The 17391-nt window shown below is 57.0% G+C and carries 18 protein-coding genes; 7 read left to right on the top strand and 11 right to left on the bottom strand.

Annotation, left to right across the window (positions count from 1 at the left end; genetic code table 11):
- The first annotated feature begins 74 nt into the window (after positions 1-74).
- Together R0J87_RS06700 and R0J87_RS06695 are read left to right on the top strand one after the other, a co-directional pair.
- A complete protein-coding gene (locus tag R0J87_RS06700; protein ID WP_498885146.1) occupies positions 75-326 on the top strand; it encodes a helix-turn-helix domain-containing protein in 252 nt (83 codons plus the stop codon).
- Complete coding sequence (locus R0J87_RS06695) at positions 316-1593, top strand: type II toxin-antitoxin system HipA family toxin (RefSeq protein ID WP_498885144.1); 1278 nt, start codon at positions 316-318, stop codon at positions 1591-1593. The genes R0J87_RS06700 and R0J87_RS06695 overlap by 11 nt, the downstream gene beginning before the upstream one ends.
- 69 nt (positions 1594-1662) lie before the next feature.
- On the opposite strand, the gene R0J87_RS06690 is transcribed toward R0J87_RS06695, so the two are convergent.
- The 4 genes from R0J87_RS06690 to R0J87_RS06675 all read right to left on the bottom strand — a co-directional run bounded on the left by R0J87_RS06690 (position 1663) and on the right by R0J87_RS06675 (position 3975).
- Complete coding sequence (locus R0J87_RS06690; protein WP_498885142.1) at positions 1663-2700, bottom strand: DUF3618 domain-containing protein; 1038 nt, start codon at positions 2698-2700, stop codon at positions 1663-1665.
- Positions 2697-3125 (bottom strand): phage holin family protein, encoded by a 429-nt coding sequence (locus R0J87_RS06685; protein ID WP_498885140.1) that lies wholly within the window; start codon positions 3123-3125, stop codon positions 2697-2699. Before R0J87_RS06685 ends, R0J87_RS06690 begins: the two co-directional genes overlap by 4 nt.
- Before the next feature lie 71 nt (positions 3126-3196).
- Positions 3197-3652, bottom strand: a complete 456-nt coding sequence (locus R0J87_RS06680) for a hypothetical protein (RefSeq protein ID WP_498885138.1) — start codon at positions 3650-3652, stop codon at positions 3197-3199.
- A 200-nt stretch (positions 3653-3852) separates the two neighbouring features.
- Positions 3853-3975 carry a hypothetical protein gene (locus R0J87_RS06675; RefSeq protein WP_404344903.1) on the bottom strand — a complete coding sequence of 41 codons (123 nt, stop codon included), beginning with the start codon at positions 3973-3975 and terminating at the stop codon, positions 3853-3855.
- 371 nt (positions 3976-4346) lie between these two features.
- On the opposite strand from R0J87_RS06675, the gene R0J87_RS06670 reads away from it, so the two are divergent.
- On the top strand, positions 4347-5201 hold the full coding sequence (locus R0J87_RS06670) for an SDR family oxidoreductase (RefSeq protein ID WP_498885137.1): 855 nt from the start codon (positions 4347-4349) through the stop codon (positions 5199-5201).
- 84 nt (positions 5202-5285) lie between these two features.
- Here the strand turns inward: R0J87_RS06670 and argA are convergent, their stop codons facing one another.
- From argA to R0J87_RS06655, 3 genes are all read right to left on the bottom strand, one after another.
- On the bottom strand, positions 5286-6602 hold the full coding sequence (gene argA, locus R0J87_RS06665) for an amino-acid N-acetyltransferase (protein ID WP_404344901.1): 1317 nt from the start codon (positions 6600-6602) through the stop codon (positions 5286-5288).
- 157 nt (positions 6603-6759) lie between these two features.
- The gene (locus R0J87_RS06660; RefSeq protein ID WP_498885135.1) at positions 6760-8025 is read right to left on the bottom strand and encodes an inorganic phosphate transporter; all 1266 of its coding nucleotides are present in this window, start codon (positions 8023-8025) and stop codon (positions 6760-6762) included.
- Between the two features lie 9 nt (positions 8026-8034).
- Positions 8035-8715, bottom strand: coding sequence for a TIGR00153 family protein (locus R0J87_RS06655; RefSeq protein ID WP_498885134.1), 681 nt, complete (start codon positions 8713-8715; stop codon positions 8035-8037).
- Positions 8716-8851: 136 nt separating this feature from the next.
- Between R0J87_RS06655 and R0J87_RS06650 the strand changes: the two genes are divergently transcribed.
- On the top strand, positions 8852-9751 hold the full coding sequence (locus tag R0J87_RS06650) for a CYTH domain-containing protein (RefSeq protein ID WP_498885133.1): 900 nt from the start codon (positions 8852-8854) through the stop codon (positions 9749-9751).
- A gap of 42 nt (positions 9752-9793) precedes the next feature.
- Positions 9794-10696 carry an ion transporter gene (locus tag R0J87_RS06645; protein ID WP_404344897.1) on the top strand — a complete coding sequence of 301 codons (903 nt, stop codon included), beginning with the start codon at positions 9794-9796 and terminating at the stop codon, positions 10694-10696.
- Between the two features lie 62 nt (positions 10697-10758).
- Here the strand turns inward: R0J87_RS06645 and R0J87_RS06640 are convergent, their stop codons facing one another.
- Positions 10759-11382 (bottom strand): L-threonylcarbamoyladenylate synthase, encoded by a 624-nt coding sequence (locus tag R0J87_RS06640; protein ID WP_404344896.1) that lies wholly within the window; start codon positions 11380-11382, stop codon positions 10759-10761.
- A 54-nt stretch (positions 11383-11436) separates the two neighbouring features.
- Positions 11437-12393 carry a PHP domain-containing protein gene (locus tag R0J87_RS06635; RefSeq protein ID WP_498885131.1) on the bottom strand — a complete coding sequence of 319 codons (957 nt, stop codon included), beginning with the start codon at positions 12391-12393 and terminating at the stop codon, positions 11437-11439.
- A gap of 134 nt (positions 12394-12527) precedes the next feature.
- Between R0J87_RS06635 and R0J87_RS06630 the strand changes: the two genes are divergently transcribed.
- Both R0J87_RS06630 and mnmC read left to right on the top strand, forming a co-directional pair.
- Positions 12528-12827: a YciI family protein gene (locus R0J87_RS06630; RefSeq protein ID WP_498885129.1), complete on the top strand. Its 300-nt coding sequence runs from the start codon at positions 12528-12530 to the stop codon at positions 12825-12827.
- Positions 12828-12985: 158 nt separating this feature from the next.
- Positions 12986-15034 carry a bifunctional tRNA (5-methylaminomethyl-2-thiouridine)(34)-methyltransferase MnmC2/FAD-dependent 5-carboxymethylaminomethyl-2-thiouridine(34) oxidoreductase MnmC1 gene (gene mnmC / locus R0J87_RS06625; RefSeq protein ID WP_498885128.1) on the top strand — a complete coding sequence of 683 codons (2049 nt, stop codon included), beginning with the start codon at positions 12986-12988 and terminating at the stop codon, positions 15032-15034.
- Here the strand turns inward: mnmC and R0J87_RS06620 are convergent.
- Positions 15028-15300, bottom strand: a complete 273-nt coding sequence (locus R0J87_RS06620) for a YheU family protein (protein WP_062372376.1) — start codon at positions 15298-15300, stop codon at positions 15028-15030. The genes mnmC and R0J87_RS06620 overlap by 7 nt on opposite strands.
- Positions 15297-17345: an NAD-dependent DNA ligase LigA gene (gene ligA, locus R0J87_RS06615; protein WP_498885126.1), complete on the bottom strand. Its 2049-nt coding sequence runs from the start codon at positions 17343-17345 to the stop codon at positions 15297-15299. The genes R0J87_RS06620 and ligA overlap by 4 nt, the downstream gene beginning before the upstream one ends.
- Positions 17346-17391: the final 46 nt, after the last annotated feature.

Below are 17391 nucleotides of genomic sequence, written 5' to 3'. Positions count from 1 at the left end.
GGGAATATTTTGCCAGCAAGGTCATTGCCTTTCGGCTATTCTTACCGAACGGTAATTTACGAGAGGCACTCGCAATGGCGACTTCAACTCCTCCTGCGACCCTAGTACGCACCTCACAAGAACTAGGCGCGCTGATAAAACAGGTGCGCCAATCCCAAGCGCTACTGCAAAGCGACGTGGCAGGCCTTGGCGGTACCGGTAACCGTTTTATTGTCGACCTAGAACGCGGCAAACCTACGCTTCAACTGCAGAAGGTGCTCGATACACTCGACTTGATGGGCTTAGAGGTCGTGGTTCAGCGTAAGGGGCAGCTGCATGAGCGCTGATAAAGAGGCTCTGGATCTTTACTGGAAAAACCAACGTGTTGGGCGGTTATTTAATGAGCAGCCCCTGCGCTTTCAGTATGACGACAACTGGCTAACGTCGCCTGAGGCGCGCCAGCTTTCACCACGCCTTCCAATAACAAAACCTGTGCATAGTAGCGATGATGTACTGGCGTACTTTGAGAACTTACTGCCCGAAGGAGAGTTGCGTCGCCACATCGAGCTTAGTCATCATACGACAACGGTATTTGGCCTATTAAAATCGGTAGGTGGCGACACCGCTAGCGGCTATCTATTGCTCTCGGAAGGGGAAAAGCCCCAACCTGCTAGCTATCGCCCGACCAGCTGGGAAAACATCAACACACTTTTATATAGCGGAGCGCAGAATGAGCTTTCCGAGCAGCTTGTTCACCATGCCCGTATCTCGTTAGCAGGCGCCCAGAATAAGCTGCTGCTAATGGTCGATGAACATGGCAACCCAGCTATCCCAAAGGGCGCCGCTCCTTCTAGCCATCTATTAAAACCCGATATTAGAGGTTTGAACGGTGTTTGGTGCTCTGCCCTGAATGAAACGCTGTGCATGCAGCTTGGGGCGGCACTTTCGTTAGAAGTGGCCGAGACTACCTTCCAGCCAGATACACGCGCTTGCCTGATTAAGCGATACGATCGCGTAATGAACCATAAAAACGGTCAATTAGAGCGCATCCATCAGCTAGATTTTTGCCAGTTAGCAGGTACCCCTTCAACGCTCAAATATGAAAGTGACGGAGGGCCAAATTTACTCACTTGCCGACAGCTCCTACAGCAGGTCGGCGTGCCTGCCAGTGATCTGCAACGCTTTATTCGATGGTTTTTTTACAACTTGTTGATTGGTAATAACGACAGCCATGCGAAAAACCTATCTATCCTCCATACCCCAGGCGGGGTCAGGCTGGCCCCATTTTACGATTTAATGTGTACCACGATTTACAGCGGTTTATCCAAGCGCTTTGCCTTTCAGGTTGATGGTGTCGATCATCCCGGTAGCATTGAGCGCCAGCAGTTGGAATCTCTCGCCAAAACACTCGGCTTCAAGCCTGCTTATTTCCTTCGCCTGGGACTGCAGCTTGCAGACGAAACCCTCGTTCACTTACCGAACGCGGTACAGTGCCTTTCACAAGTTGCACAGCCTGGCAATGAGCAGGTAATGCTTGAACGCTTATCCCAACGTATTGCCTCTAATTGCCAAAAAATGGCTCGTCGTTGGAAAGCCGACTCAACGTTGAAGTAAAACGGCGCTACAAGAAGTAGCGCCGTGGCATGGGTGATGAGAGGAACGGGGAATGAGCGGGAGTAACCGCTATGGCAGCGGCGGTTTGCGCGTTTCCGAGGTTGGCGTGGTGGTATTCGCCCCATGGGTCGTGGGATTGGCGCTGGTGGGGTTATTAGCGCTGTTGGCGGTGTTAGTACCTGCGCCCTGGGTGTTGCCTGATGGCGTGCTAGAGCCCGCTAACCCCGGCTCGTTATGCTGGGTGGGGTTATCATCCTCTTTATGCCCCTGTTCGCGCTGCTCATGGGCGTGCTGTTTGACCGATTCCGCTTTGTCGTGAATCGCGTGCTGCGCTTTATCCACTTCCGCCTCGCCCATTTTGGTCGCTTGATCCATGGCTTGGTTGCGGTACTCGCCCAGGGTTTCATTCTCTTTGCGCGTCATGGCGCTCATGCTGGCAAGCGCCGCCCCCAGAGCAAAGCCTAGTGCGCCAACCACCAGCGGGTGGTCTTGAATAAAATCGGAGGAGCGGTCGCTGGCGTGGTGTGCGCGCTCTTTCATGTGGTCCATCCGGTCATGAACCCCCTGCTGAGCATGCGCCATGGAATCGTGCATACGACCTCCCATTTGATGTGCTGTATCGCCAACATGTTGCGCGGCACCTTGGGCACTATGACCAATATGGCGAGCACGCTCTTTAATGCCGTGACGATGCTCTTCTGAATCGCTGCGCGGGTCGTGCTGCCCGGCACTGAAACGAGATGGGTGCATCACTTCATCAGGATGCGGTGGCGTGGCATGGGCATCGGTGGCATAGCCGTGATTAGGGCCATAGGCATGGCCACTTTGCGGCTGACTTTGGCTGAGCATTAACCAGCCAAGCCCTGCGCCAGTGAGCAGCGTCGGCACCGGGTTTTGCTTTACGGTGGTGCCTAAGTTGGCAAAAAACTCATTGGCCCCGCCGTGGCGCAGGTAGTCGTAAGTGCTATGCAGCCACTGCTCTGGCGAAAAGCGCTCTTCGATTTGATGCAGCGTGGCGTCTAGCCGCTCGCGAGATTGATGAATCTCTTTTTCGATCTCGTCCAGATCACGCTGTGCCTGGCTGTGTGAATGATCATGCTCGCTCATTTCACCTCCTCCTTGACGTGCTGCTGGTGCTGCTTGGCCATCGCTTTATCGGTGCGCAGGCTATTCATGGTGCGGTTCGGCATCAGCCCTTGGGCGTTGAGGCTCTTTAACCCAGCCTTGAGCATCACCACGCCAATCAACGTGACCACGGCACCTACCACCACGGCCGATAACCAGGGTCGCGTTTCAGGTGGCAGCACCCCGTTTAACAGCATCACCAGCGCTGCCAGCAGGGTTAAAAACCCGCCAAACAGCACGGCACCCGCCGTGGCAATGGCTCCTAAGCCTGCCATCGCTTGGTGGGTTTTTTCCGACATTTCGGCTTTAGCGAGCGCCGCCTCGCCGCGTACCAGGGCGGTCACTTCGTTAAGTAACGTGGATAACAGCGTGCCCATTGAGCTGCTTTTTTGGCTATCTGATTCCATTCTTAATCTCCCGCTTCCTGCATGAAGAGTGATGTAAGCGCTTGTTTAAAGAGATTGCTTAAAGAGATTGATTAAAGCGTTTGGTCAGGAACACTAGCTTCAGAAGACGCGGCAGGCGCAGGTGCTTTATCGGGGGAACTGCGCAAAAAGCGCGTGACTAAAAAACCAGCGGCAATGGCACCACCAATAAACATGGCAGGCTCGCGGCGGCCATAATCTTCAGCAGCACGGCAGAGGCTGTTCAGGTCTTTATCCCGCAGGCGTTGAGAAAAGCGCTCGGTTTGGTCAGCGAGCTTTCTAGCCTGTTCCGAGCAGAAGGGTTGCTGCTGGCGGTCAAATTCATCCGCCGCGTTTTTTAGCACCGTACCCAGGGTATGGGTGTGATTGGCGGCGTTTTCACGCTGGCGTTCATAAACGCTTTCGGCCTGTTCGCGGGCGGCGTCTTTGATTTCATCAGCACTTTGCTGGCCTTTTTGCTTCAGTGTTTCGTGGTCAGTGGTATCGTGATGCGGTCCTTGATCATTCATGGTGACGTTCTCCGTGTCAGTGAAACCTCATCAGAACTATAGCGAGCATCCGGCCCCTTTCAATTTAAAAACACCGAATTAACGAATAGCCCTACTTATTTCAATAAACATTAAGAACAAACTCACGAAAACATCAAAAGCTTCCTATCGACAAACTAAAAAAGGCGCTAACGATAGCGCCTTTTTAATATCACTCTTACTTATTTCTTTTCTGATTTTTTATTGGTATCCGTATTAACGTGGTGCGTATCGGGCATCGGGTTTGCGTCATCATGATGGTCGTCACGCTTATCTTTCTTCTGGTCGTCTTTATCAGGGGACATAGTACCTCCTACTCCTTGGCGGTGGTCGAGACATTACTGGGATAAAGCCTCACTCACTATAGCTGCTGCAGGGGTTCTTGCCATGGTGCGCAATCCGCCTAACATCATCACCACTTACTTACGTTTAATCAAAAACCATTTATAACAATCACTTAAAAAAATAAGCAGGAGCAATCTCCTATTGATCGTCTGTTTAAATAGCCTTTATTAATTCTCGCTATTCCAGGTTACTGATGCGCCCGCACCATTTGCTCTACCCTTCGCCTTTGGTCTACGTTGAAAGCTCGACATTCGGCAGCTAGCCGCCTGAGGAGACGGGCAGCCCTGCCAGTTAATCGAAGCGATTCGTGCACACAAAGGAGTGACCGCACATGAGCGACCAACAGCAACCCCCACAGCACCAGAACAAGCAGCCCGGCGATGAACACGCCATGCGCCCAGAGCCGGAGTACATTCGCGAGCGCTATCGCGGCGCTGAAAAACTGCTCGATAAAGTGGCCATTATTACCGGCGGCGACAGCGGCATTGGCCGCGCTGTGGCCGTGCACTACGCCCGTGAAGGGGCGGATAGCGTGATCGTGCATCTCAAAGAGACCAAAGATGCCGAGGAAACCAAGCGGTTAGTGGAAGCAGAAGGACGCCGCTGCCTGGTGTTGAAAGGCGATGTGGCCGCCCCGGCGTTTTGCCGCGAGATTGTGAAGCGCACCCTGGATCACTTCGGCAAGATCAACATCGTGATCAATAACGCCGCTGAGCAGTACGACTGGAAAGATATTACCGAGATCCCCGACGAGCAGCTGCAGCGCACGTTCCAGACCAACATCTTCAGCCACTTTTACCTGACCAAAGCCGCGCTGCCCCATTTGAGTGAGGGCGATACGATCATTGCCACCTCCTCCATCAATGCGTTCAAGGGCAACGACACGCTGATTGATTACACTGCCACCAAAGGTGCTATTCAGGGCTTGGTACGTTCGTTGGCAATGTCGCTGATGGATCGTGGGATTCGCGTCAACGCCGTGGCCCCAGGGCCTATCTGGACGCCGCTGATACCAGCGAGCTTTGAAGAAGATAAAGTAGCGGAATTCGGTAACCAAGTGCCGATGAAGCGCCCCGGCCAGCCTAGCGAAATCGGCCCGGCGTATGTCTACTTGGCCTGCGAAGAGTCGTCTTACATGAGCGGCCAAACACTGCACTTAAATGGCGGCGTGATACTCAATACCTGAGCAGCCTTCCGGGGCGGCGTAGCCGCCCCAACCTACCGCTCACCATTCACCTTTTTCTACTCACCTTTTTCCACTCACTAACGCTTACCCCGCCAAATTTTTCACCAGCACCTTAGATTTACGGGCGTGGTTATAGGCTTCGCGTTTTAAAGGCGGTAGGTCTTCAAGGCTTGCGGCGCGGAAGCCGCGCTCTACAAACCAGTGAGCGGTGTGGGTGGTGAGTACGAACATTTCGGAAAGCCCGCGCTGGCGTGCCCGACGCTCAAGGGCTTCCACTAGCCGCTCGCCGCGTTCGCCGCCCCGGTAGTTGCCGTGAACGGCAACACAGGCTAACTCACCTACGGTGGTTTCAGGGAAGACGTGTAGCGCCGCGCAGCCGATCACCATGCCATCCCGCTCAATCACCATGTAGTCATCAATCTCGTGCTCTAACCGCTCTCGCGAGCGGGCTACCAGCATACCGCGCCGCTCTAGCGGCTCTAGCAGCTCTAGCAGGCCTGCCACATCGTTCAGCGTGGCGGGGCGCAGCTGTTCGTAGCGGTGCTGGGTAATCATGGTGCCCACGCCGTCACGGGTGAACAGCTCGCCCAGCAGCGCGTCGTGATTGCGCCACGAGAGCAAGTGAGTACGTGCGACGCCTTCGCGGGCGGCAGTGCAGGCAGCACTTAAATGCCGCGCCAATTCGCTGCCTGGCACGGCATGCTGCAGGCGTGGCTCGGCTTCAAAGGGGGAAAGCTGACGCAATAGCGCGCCCTGCTCGTCCTCCAGCCCTTCCGATTCGCCCAGCAAAATCAGCTTATCGGCCTTTAGGGCCACGGCGGCGTGCTGGGCCACTTCTGAGGCGTCTAAATCGAACACTTCACCCGTGCTGGAAAACCCCAGCGGCGGTAGCAGCACTAGCGAGCCTTTTTCCAGCAGCCCTTCAATGGCGCTGGCCCGCACCCGGCGCACTTCGCCGCTGTGGTCAAAATCCACTCCTTCACGTACGCCAAGCGGCTTGGCGGTGACCAAGTTGCCGGAAATCACGCTAAGCTCCACGCCGTGCAGAGGCGTGCTGGGCAGGCCAAGGGAAAGCCGTGCTTCCAGCCATAGCCGCTGGTGCGCCGCGACCTGCTCAACGTGGGCCATCACCGCACGATCCGCTACCCAACGGCCATCCACCCGGGTGGGCTCTACGCCAGCGGCTGTTAATGCCTCGTGCACCTGGGGGCGAATACCGAACACCACCACCAGCCGCACGCCCAGCGTGTGCAGCAGCGCTAAATCTTGGATGAGCTGCTCCCCTCGGCCAGACGCCATGGCTTCGCCCTCAATCAAGATGACAAAGGTTCGGCCTCGGTGCGCATTAATGTACGGTGAGGCGTTACGAAACCAATCAACAAAGGGGAAACGAGTATCCAAGGGCCGCTCTCCGGCAGCAGGTGAGTGAAAGTAACCACGCTTACTTTAACAGAGCATAAAAAACAGCGGCACCTTCTATTGCTACGATCTCTGATAAAGACCGGCCGCAAAGAAGATGCCGCTGTTACGCTGGGTAAACCAAACCCGCTGGGCTTGTTTAGCCAAACATGCCTTTAAACATAAAGAAGAACAGAATGGCTAAGCCCGCGCCAGCAGGCAGAGTAATCAGCCAGGACATCGCAATAGTACCGATCACGCGCAGGTTAAGCGCCGCCATACCACGGGCAAGCCCCACACCCAGAATCGCACCGACGAGCGTATGCGTCGTAGAGATCGGCAAGCCGGTACCCGAAGCAAGCACTACCGTAGTCGCAGCAGCCAGGGTGGCCGCAAAGCCACGGCTAGGGGTCAGTTCTGTAATGCCGGTACCTACCGTGGCAATCACTTTATGGCCATAGGTGACCAAACCCACCACGATACCGCCGCCACCCAGCACCAATACCCACCACGGCACCAAGGCAGAGCCTTCAATCTCGCCGCCGGTTTGCACCACGCTAATCACCGCTGCCAGGGGGCCAACGGCGTTCGCTACGTCGTTCGAGCCGTGGGCAAAGGCCATCGCACAGGCGGTGAAGATCATGAGTACGCCAAACGCGCGCTCCACATTGGCGTAGCCAAAGTGGTCGTTGGCATTTTTCTCAAACTTGATACGGCGCAGCATCAGCATACCAATCGCCATAATCACCAGCCCCAGCAGAATCGACAGCAGCAGGCTTTGATTAAAGGTCAGGTCCAGCCCCACATGGGAAAGGCCTTTGGTAAGCGTCACCATCGCAACGATAAAGCCGACCAAAAACACATAGCCCGGCACATAGCGCTTGGCAGCGGTAAACGGGTTATCGTTTTCAAAAATCAGGTGGTGAACCGATTTAAACAGCACGAAACCGATGGTGCCTGCCAGCAAGGGCGAAACCACCCAGCTCGCGGCAATCGTGGTCACAGCGCTCCAATCAACGGTCGAAGCACCCAGGCCTGCTACCGCAAAGCCCACAATCGCGCCCACGATGGAGTGCGTAGTGGACACTGGCCAACCTTTTATAGAAGCAATCAGCAGCCACGTGCCAGCAGCCAGCAGTGCGGCCAACATGCCATATACCAGCAGCTGCGGATCTTCTTGCAGCAGTTCTGGATCGATGATGCCTTTGCGGATGGTGTTGGTTACCTCACCACCCGCGAGCCATGCGCCTAGGAACTCAAAGACAACCGCAATGAGAATGGCTTGTTTGATGGTGATCGCTTTCGACCCCACCGAGGTTCCCATCGCGTTGGCAACGTCGTTTGCACCGACGCCCCACGCCATGAAGAAGCCAAACAAACAGGCCAGAATGATAAAAATGTCACCGTGCTGGGCAATAATCTGCATGAGTATCCCTTAGCGTGCGGTCAAAATCTGCAGGCGGCTACCGACGCGTTCAGCGCGATCAGAGACTTCACCGACCCACTCGATGATCTTATAGAGAAAGATCACATCCACCGGCGGCAGCTGGCTCTCGAGATCAAACAGCTGACGACGAATCGCTACCTGCTGGCTGTCGGCTTGGTGCTCCAGGGTATGAAGCTCACGAATCATGTTCTGCATCACATCAGAGACATTGCGACCAAAGCCAGATTCGAGCAGGTCTTTCAGCTCTTCAAGCGCTTGGCGCGCCTGAGCCACGCAGGCCACGCTCGTGCGCATGTAGTCGCGCATTGGCTCAGCAAGCTCATCGGGCACGCGCATTTTACGGCCCAGCATAATGCCGGTAATGTCGCGTACCTTGTTGGCAATTTTGTCCTGCACGCTGATCAAATCAAGCAGGTCCGAGCGCGATACGGGCAGGAACATAGTGTTGGGCAGGTTCAGCCGCAATTCTGTTTTCAGGGTGTCGGCGTCATGCTCTAAGCGCGTGACGTTCTCGCGCAGTTCAGCCGCCGTGTCCCAATCACCGGCAAGTGTTGCCTCAAAGAACGGCAGCAGTTGGTCGGCGCATTCATTGGCCTTGACGATGTGGGCCAGCAGCGGCTGGAATGGCGAGCGGCCAAACATCGCGGAAAAAGGGTTGGAGGTTACCATATAGCCTTTAGCCTGTTTTCGGGGAGCCTGGAAATGGCGGGCGTCAGTATAAAGAGTGCGCCCGCCGCCGTCATGAAAAGTTCATAATGCCATCAAAATTTAACCAAACTGTCACAACAATGAGGTGGCGATTGTCATGAAAAATACGAATGAAATGCCAGCGCCAACAGAAATAGAGCTGAAGCTGGCGCTTTCGCCCGCACAGCTTGGTGCCCTGCTACGTCATCCTGTGCTGGTTGACGCGCCACAGGAAAAACAAACGCTTACCAATACCTACTTTGATACGCCCGACGGTCACCTAGCGACTGCAAAAGTTGCCGTACGGCTGCGCCGGTTAGATGGGCGCGTGCTGCAAACGGTCAAAACAGCAGGCCACGGCGGCGGCGGGCTCTCCAGCCGACAAGAGTGGGAATGGCAAGTTCCTGAACACACCTTAGACGCCACCACGCTAGCGAACCTACCTCCGTTTCAAGCGGGCTTGGCAAACACCCTCTCCCAGCTGCTCCCTACGCTGAGCACCGACTTCACTCGCCGCAGCTGGCAGCTGCAATGGGAAGGTAGCCACATTGAACTGGTGTTGGATGAAGGGGAGATTGTGTGCGGTGAGGCGCGTGCGCCGATTTGTGAAGTGGAGCTTGAGCTTAAGGCAGGCGACCCCCAGGCCCTGTGGTCGCTGGCAGGAGCGCTTGCCCGTAGCGTGCCCCTGCGCCCCTCCGATAGCAGCAAAGCGGCGCGGGGCAATTCGTTGGGTAATCAGCAGTGGCTGCTGCCTGATGCCCAGCACCCTGCGGAATGGCTCCACCGCGCCACGGTCGCGCTGGATGCCTATCACGATAGCCACAACGTTGAACACTTAGCAGCGGCACAGCAGGCGCTAGCCACATTGGCCAAGCACCCTGAGCTGGATGACGCGAGCCGGGCAGATGCCGCCGTGCTGCCAACGGCGTTGGATAGCTCAGGCATGCCGAGTACCGACTATGGCGTAGCTGCGTTAACGTTGGCCCATCGCTTGGCCCACGAAACCGCGCTACGCTAAAGACGTTTTCACGACCCCTTAAGCCCACTTCAGGATGACGCGATGAGCTTTCCACTCACCCCTGGTGCCGAAGGACTCCGCGCCCGGCTGTTTCATATTATTTTTGAGTCCGATACGCCGGGTGCCAAAGCGTTCGATATCGCCTTGATCATCGCGATCATTTTGAGCGTTGCGGTGATTTTATTGGGCAGCATTGAGATCTATGCCGAACGCTACGGGCATATTTTTTTCTATATCGAGTGGGCCTTTACGCTGCTGTTTAGCCTGGAACTGCTGGTGCGGCTCTACTGCCTGGAACGCCCCACGGTTTATTTGAAAAGCTTTTATGGCATCGTCGATTTGGTGGCCATCATCCCTACCTGGCTGGTGCTGCTGGTGCCGGGTGCCCATGGGTTGGTGATTGTACGAATTTTACGCATTTTGCGTATTTTCCGTATTTTGCGGCTGATGGAGTTTGTCGGGGAAGGCCGCCTGCTGCTGGATGCGCTCAAGCGCAGCCTGCGCCAAATCCTGCTCTTTTTCAGCAGTATCTTGATGGTCGTGACGCTGTTTGCCGCGCTGATGTATACCATTGAATCGCCCGAGGCGGGCTTTACCAGCATCCCGATGTCGATGTACTGGGCCATCGTCAGCATGACCACCGTGGGCTATGGCGACATTGTCCCCGCTACCTCGCTGGGTAAATCGATTACCGTCATCTTGATGCTGATTGGTTACTCGATTATCGCCGTGCCTACCGGGGTATTTTCCGCCCAGGTGATTCGCTCTATTCGTGAGGACCGTTATTCAGAAGAAGCCTGCCCCGGCTGTGGTCACGACCGTCATGAAAAGCGCGCACGCTACTGCCTGCGTTGCGGCACTTGGCTGGATGAGAACAGCGAAGACCCGCGCAAAAAAGCGCACAAAGAGAGCAGCGACGATGAGACGCCAAGCGAGGATAAATAGCGCCTCGCCGATACGAAAACGGGGGCGCTAAGCGCCCCCGTGTGAGTAGTGCTCAGCTAACGCTACTCTTGAAACGGCGTTACATCGCCACGCCCTTCCCGCACGATTTTGGGCGGAAGTTCACGAAGATCAATCACGCTCGTTGGGTCAAGGTGGCAGGCACCGCCATCAATAATCAAATCCAGATGGGCACCAAAGCGCTCGCGAATCTCCTCGGGGTCGCTCATCGGCAGCGCCTCGCCAACCGGAATCAGCGTCACGCTCATCAGCGGCTCACCCAGCGCTTCTAGCAGCGCGTGGGTAATGCGGTGGTCAGGCACCCGCACACCGATAGAACGGCGCTTAGGGTGCAGCAGCAAGCGCGGCACTTCGGTAGTGGCATCCAAAATGTAGGTGTAGGGGCCGGGCGTGTGGGCTTTTAGCAGCCGGAACACGGCGTTATCCACTTTGGCGTAGGTGCCAATTTCGGAAAGGTCGGAACACACCAGGGTGAAGTTGTGCTTATCATCCAGCGAGCGCAGCCATTTAATCTTCTCGATGGCCTTTTTTTCGCCTAAATGGCAGCCCAGCGCGTAGCCTGAATCCGTGGGGTAAGCCACCACCCCGCCCTTGCGAATAATCTCGGTGGCTTGATCGATTAGCCGCTTTTGCGGGTTTTCCGGATGAATCTGAAAATATTGGCTCATCGCTTACTCCTGCCCGTAGGCATCTGTTAGCTAAGGTTTTTAGCGATATCACTTTTAGCTTAGCTGATTCAGCGGCTTAGCACCCAGCATACCGCTCGGGGCATCGCGCAGGTGGGCTAAACGGGGATGCTGCCAAATGGGCGGCGCAGCGGTACGGGGCACCGGGCTCATGCTGCCAGGCGCGGCATGGCTGCCGGGGAAGTGGAAATCACTGCCCAACGAGGCGTATAGCTCCCGCTCTACCAACTGGCGCGCTAAATCGCGGGTGGCGTCTGGGTTTTGCTGGCCGCTGACCAGCTCTACGCCCTGCCCACCTGCGGCCATAAAGGTATCCATCAACAGGCCGCGCTTGCGCCGGGTAAGCCCGTAGCGCAGCGGGTGGGCCAGCACGGCCACTCCGCCAGATGCCACTACCCAACCCACTGCTTCGCTAATTTCCGGCCAATGGGCTTTAACATCGCCTTTTTTACCACTGCCCAGGTAGCGCTTAAACGCCCCGGCCCAATCGGCCACCACACCTTCTGCGACTAACGCCCGGGCAAAATCAGGCCGCCCCAGCGGGCGGTCGCTGCCCGCCTGGGCGCGGGCTTTTTCCAGCGCATTGGGCAGGCCCATTTTTTCTAACCGTTCGGCAATCACTTCCGCACGTTTGATACGCGCCTCTCGCTGCTGCTCAAGCCCTTCGATCATCGGCCCTTGCAGTCCACCGGGCATTAATGCCACCACGTGAATATTAATGCCCTGCCAACGGGTGGATAACTCGCACCCCGGCACCAGGCAAAGCCCTGCCTGCTGGGCGGCGTGGCTCGCTTCTTCCACGCCATCCATGGTGTCGTGGTCGGTGAGCGACATGTGGGTCAAACCACGTTCAGCGCATAAGGCCACCAGTTCAGCAGGAGAAAGCGACCCGTCAGACGCGGTCGAGTGCATGTGCAGGTCAACCGAATAACGCTGGTCGGCATCGAACACGTCGGGAAGTTTTGAGACAAGCGCATTAGGAAGTAGTGGCATTAGCATGACGCCGTGTGGCGAGTTTGTCAGAATAGGCGTGTAGAACACGAATAGGCTCGCCATGGTGCGCGCTAACCGGGGTGCGGTCAATGCTATGGCCGATACGTTGCCCCTGCCTTCAAGGAGTTATCCCCATGCTTTATGCCATTATCAGTGAAGATGTTGCTAACAGCTTAGAGCGCCGTTTAGCCGCCCGCCCTGACCACCTCGCAAGGCTTGAAGCACTGCGCGATGAGGGTCGGCTTATTCTGGCAGGCCCGCACCCGGCCATTGATTCCGACAACCCCGGCGACGCGGGCTTTAGCGGCAGCCTTGTTGTGGCAGAATTCGACAGTTTAGAAGACGCCCAAGCCTGGGCAGACGCCGACCCATACATCATCGCTGGGGTCTATGCCAAGGTAATTGTTAAGTCGTTCAAAAAAGTTTTGCCTTGACCCTTAGGGGCGAGTGTGGAGGGTCCGCCCGCTTTTTCACAGAGCCTGTGGAAAACTCTGTGAAAACCCGGCGGACGCTTTTCTATAAGCCAGAGATAGCGCCCCGATTAACAAATTGATCATTTTTTAACCAACCATTCATCACCACGGATGCTCGCGTGACTCAACGCCCTGCCCAACCCCCAAGTTCCCTGCCACCCCTCGCGGCATTAACGGCCCCAACGCTCTCTTGGAACGATACGTCTCCCCATTCTGACGTTTTCGACGACCTCTATTTTTCCAGGGAAGATGGCCGCGCAGAAACCGAGCACGTTTTCTTAGGGGCCAACCGGCTTCCCGAGCGGTTTGCAGCTTGGCAGGAGGCGCGGGCCTTTGTGATTGGCGAGACAGGCTTTGGCACCGGGCTAAATATGCTCTGCGCCTGGGCCTGCTTTGAGCAGCTCGCCCCAAAAGGCGCACGGCTACATCTGTTATCCACAGAAAAATTTCCCCTCGACCGGGAAGCGCTTACCCGCGCCCTGAGCGCTTGGCCGTCGCTGGCCGGTTATTCACAGGTGCTGTGCGCGCTATGGCCGGAAGCGGTAAGCGGCATCCACCGCTTGCACCTAAGCGAGCGCGTCACCCTCGACCTGCACTTTGGCGACACCACCGAACGGCTGAACCTGTTGGAGGGCCAAGTGGATGCTTGGTTTTTAGATGGCTTTGCGCCCTCTAAAAACCCAGAGATGTGGCAGCCCGAGCTTTTTGAAGCCATGGCGGCCCGTTCACGCCCCGGTGCCACCTTTGCCACGTTCACCTGCGCAGGCATCGTCAAGCGGGGGCTGAAAGCGGCGGGATTTCACTGGAAGAAAGTGCCTGGGTTTGGCCGCAAGCGGGAGATGCTAGCAGGGGGAATTGAATCTCCCGCTGAGGATTTACGGCGCAGCACAACGCCCTGGTTCACGCCGCCTGCCCACTATGAAGCCAAGCACGTGGTAGTGATCGGCGCAGGGATGGCGGGCAGCACCGTGGCGGCAGCGCTGGCTAAGCGCGGCAAGCAAGTAACGGTGATTGAGCGCGATGCCCCTGGCGCGGGCGGCTCTGGTAACCGCCAGGGGGCGCTCTATGTGAAGCTGGCAGTAGAAACCAACCACCAAAGCCGTGTTTACCTAGCCGGGCTGCTATACAGCCAGCGCTGGTTTGGCCAACTGGCCGCCGCTTTTCCACAGGAGCCGCCGCTCTGGCAGCCTTGTGGCGTGCTACAGCTCGCGCTCAGCGATAAAGAGGCAAACCGCCAGCAGCGTTTTCTGGCCAATCATCCGCTGCCGGAATCGGTCGTGTCTGCACAGAGTGATGCGCTGAGCAGCCTAGCTGGCGTGCCGGTCTCTGCGGCCCACGGGCTATTTTATCCCCAGGCGGGCTGGGTTCAGCCCAAAAAGCTCTGCGAACAGCTACTGCAGCACGCCAATATCACCCTACGGCAGGGCGACGTCACCGAGCTGCAAAAAGCCCAGCAAGCCCAGCAAGCCTCCCAAACGGCGCAGTGGCAGGTCACGCTGGCCAGCGGTGAAACGCTGCAGGCTGATCATGTGGTAGTGGCCACGGCATCCCTGGCTAACCAGTTTGCGCAAACCGCCGAGCTGCCGTTGCAGCAGGTGCGCGGTCAGGTCAGCGAGCTAACGCTGCCAGCAGGCACGAAGGTGCCCACTAAAGTGGTGTGCGCGGGAGGCTATGTATCACCACCAATGGATAACGTGCTGACCTTTGGCGCGAGCTTTGTGCCCAATAACGCCACGACGCAAGTGGTCGAGGAAGAGCACCAGCGCAATATCGATGAGCTACGCCAGGCACTCCCAGAGTGGGTTGCTGCGCTAGAGGCAGCTGGCGTTACGTTAAGCCCAGAGGCACTGCAAGGCCGGGCAGCGGTACGAGCCGCCAGCCCCGATAAAACCCCTTACGCTGGGCCGGTGCCCAACGCGGCGGCTTGGCAGATGGATTACGCAGTACTGCGTAAAGATGCCTCGAAAGTGCCGCCTGTTACTGGCGAGCACTATCCAGGGCTGTGGATATCCACCGCCCATGGCTCACGGGGGCTGGCCAGCGCGCCGCTGTGTGCGGAGGTTATCGCATCGCGCATTTGCGATGAGCCGCTACCGCTTGAGCAGCCGCTTATTGATCATCTACATCCAGGGCGGAGAGTCATTAGCGCGCTGGTGCGGGCTCAGTAGTCGCCCTCTTCTTCGTCATCCGCCAACTCTCGCCCAAAGGAGCGCCATTGGGCGAGAGTCATCACTTCGGTCATCTCAAGCTCTAGATCATGAGCAATGATCAGCTCATGACGGTCCAACTGCTGCCTGAGTTCGGCCACCCAGCCGCTCATGCCTTCGCCGGTGTCGGTGGTGTCGTAGCCTTGCCGGGTTACAAACGCTTCCAGCAGCGCGGTTAAGGTTTCTGGCGGCAGCATCCGCGCGGGCACTTCGATAAATCGGCTCATTCGCTTTGCTCCCAAGCGGCTAAACGATCAATAAAGGTGGCTTCGTCGATCACTTCAACCCCCAACTGCTCGGCTTTGGTGAGCTTACTGCCTGCAGCTTCGCCCGCCACCAGGCAGGTGGTTTTTTTAGAGACGCTGCCCGCTACTTTGGCCCCCAGCGCCTGAAGCCTCGCCTTGCCTTCATCGCGGGTCATGCTCTCCATGGCACCGGTCAGCACCCAGGTTTGGCCCTCTAACGGCGTGGGGCCTTGGGTGACTTCTGACTCTTGCCAGGTAATGCCCGCCTCGATCAGCGCTTGCAGTGTTTCCAGGTTGTGGGGCTGGCGAAAAAACGTGTGGATATGCTTGGCGACAATGGGGCCTACGTCATTCACCGCTTCCAGCGCCGCTTGATCGGCATCTTGTAGCGCTTGCAGCGTGCCGAAATGGTTGGCGACGTTAGCGGCCGTGGCTTCACCCACCTCACGAATGCCCAGCGCGTAGATAAATCGCGCCAGCGTGGTCTGTTTGGCTTTTTCCAGGGCGTTAACCAAATTAGTCGCCGACTTTTCGCCCATACGCGGCAAGCTCTTTAGCTGCTCTACGCTTAGATGGAAGAGATCAGCAGGCGTTTTTACCCACTCCTGATCCACCAGCTGTTCAATCAGCTTCTCGCCCAGGCCGTCGATATCCAGCGCTTTACGGCTGGCAAAGTGTTTCAGCGCCTCTTTGCGCTGGGCAGCGCAGTAAAGCCCACCAGAGCAGCGTGCCACGGCCTCGCCTTCCAGGCGTTCGATATCCGAGCCGCACACTGGGCAGTGGTCGGGGAAGGTAATTTCACGGGCATCCGCCGGGCGCTTCTCTTCATCCACCCGCACCACTTGTGGAATCACATCCCCTGCGCGGCGAATGGCTACCGTATCGCCGATCATCACGCCCAAGCGCGTAATCTCATCGGCGTTATGCAGCGTGGCGTTAGAGACCGTCACTCCTGCGACGGTGACCGGCGCAAGGCGCGCCACCGGCGTAATCGCTCCAGTGCGGCCTACCTGAAACTCCACATCGTTGAGGGTCGTGACTTCTTCTTGAGCGGGGAATTTAAACGCCACCGCCCAGCGGGGTGCACGGGCCACAAATCCCAGCTCCCGCTGGTGGCGCAGGTCGTTGACCTTAATCACCACGCCATCAATGTCGTAGCCGAGCTGGTCGCGTTTAGCGCCTAGCTGCTCGCAGTAGTCGGCTACCGCGCCGGGGCCGTACATCGTGGTTAACTCTGCACTAGTGCGAAAGCCCCAATCTTTGAGTCTTTCCATTTGCCGACTATGAGTTGGCAGAACGCTATCATCCAAGTTAGCCATATCGATTCGGGCTACTTGATACGCATGAAACTCTAGCGGGCGAGTCGCCGTAATGCGCGGGTCTAGCTGGCGTAGGCTGCCAGCCGCAGCGTTGCGCGGGTTGGCAAATACTTTGCTGCCTTCTTCTCTGGCACGCTCATTGAGCGCTTCAAAGCCGGAGTGGCGCATAATCACTTCACCGCGCACTTCCAACAGCTCAGGCACGCTTTTACCCATGAGCTTAAGCGGCACCGAGCGCAGGGTACGCAGGTTAGAGGTAATGCCTTCCCCTGTGCGGCCATCCCCACGGGTCGCACCGCTGACCAACACGCCCTGCTCATACACCAGCGATACCGCTGCGCCATCCAGCTTCGGCTCGCAGCTAAACTCAATCTCTTCTGCCTGACACTCCAAGCGCTCCGCCACGCGTTCGGCAAACGCCACAATATCCTCACGACTAAAGGCATTATCCAGCGAGAGCATGGGAATGGCGTGGGCCACTTCAGGAAAGCCCTCTGCCGGAGCGGCACCGACTCGCTGAGTGGGCGAATCAGGGGAAACTTGATCGGGGTGTTCGCTCTCTAGCTGCTTTAAACGCTGCAGCATACGATCGTAATCGGCATCCGTTAACGTTGGCTCATCCAACACGTAGTAGCGGTGATTGGCGTCATCCAGATCAGCGCGTAGTTGGCTAATCTCTTCCAGCAGGGTGGGGTCAGGCTGACTCATTCAGAAGTTCCGAAGATAAATAAAACAGGTATTTAGTAACAAAAAC

The organism is Halomonas sp. SIMBA_159, from assembly GCF_046536035.1.
Lineage (GTDB): Bacteria > Pseudomonadota > Gammaproteobacteria > Pseudomonadales > Halomonadaceae > Vreelandella > Vreelandella venusta_A.
The sequence above is the reverse complement of the archived record's forward strand: the minus strand, read 5'-3'. Positions and strand labels throughout refer to the sequence as shown.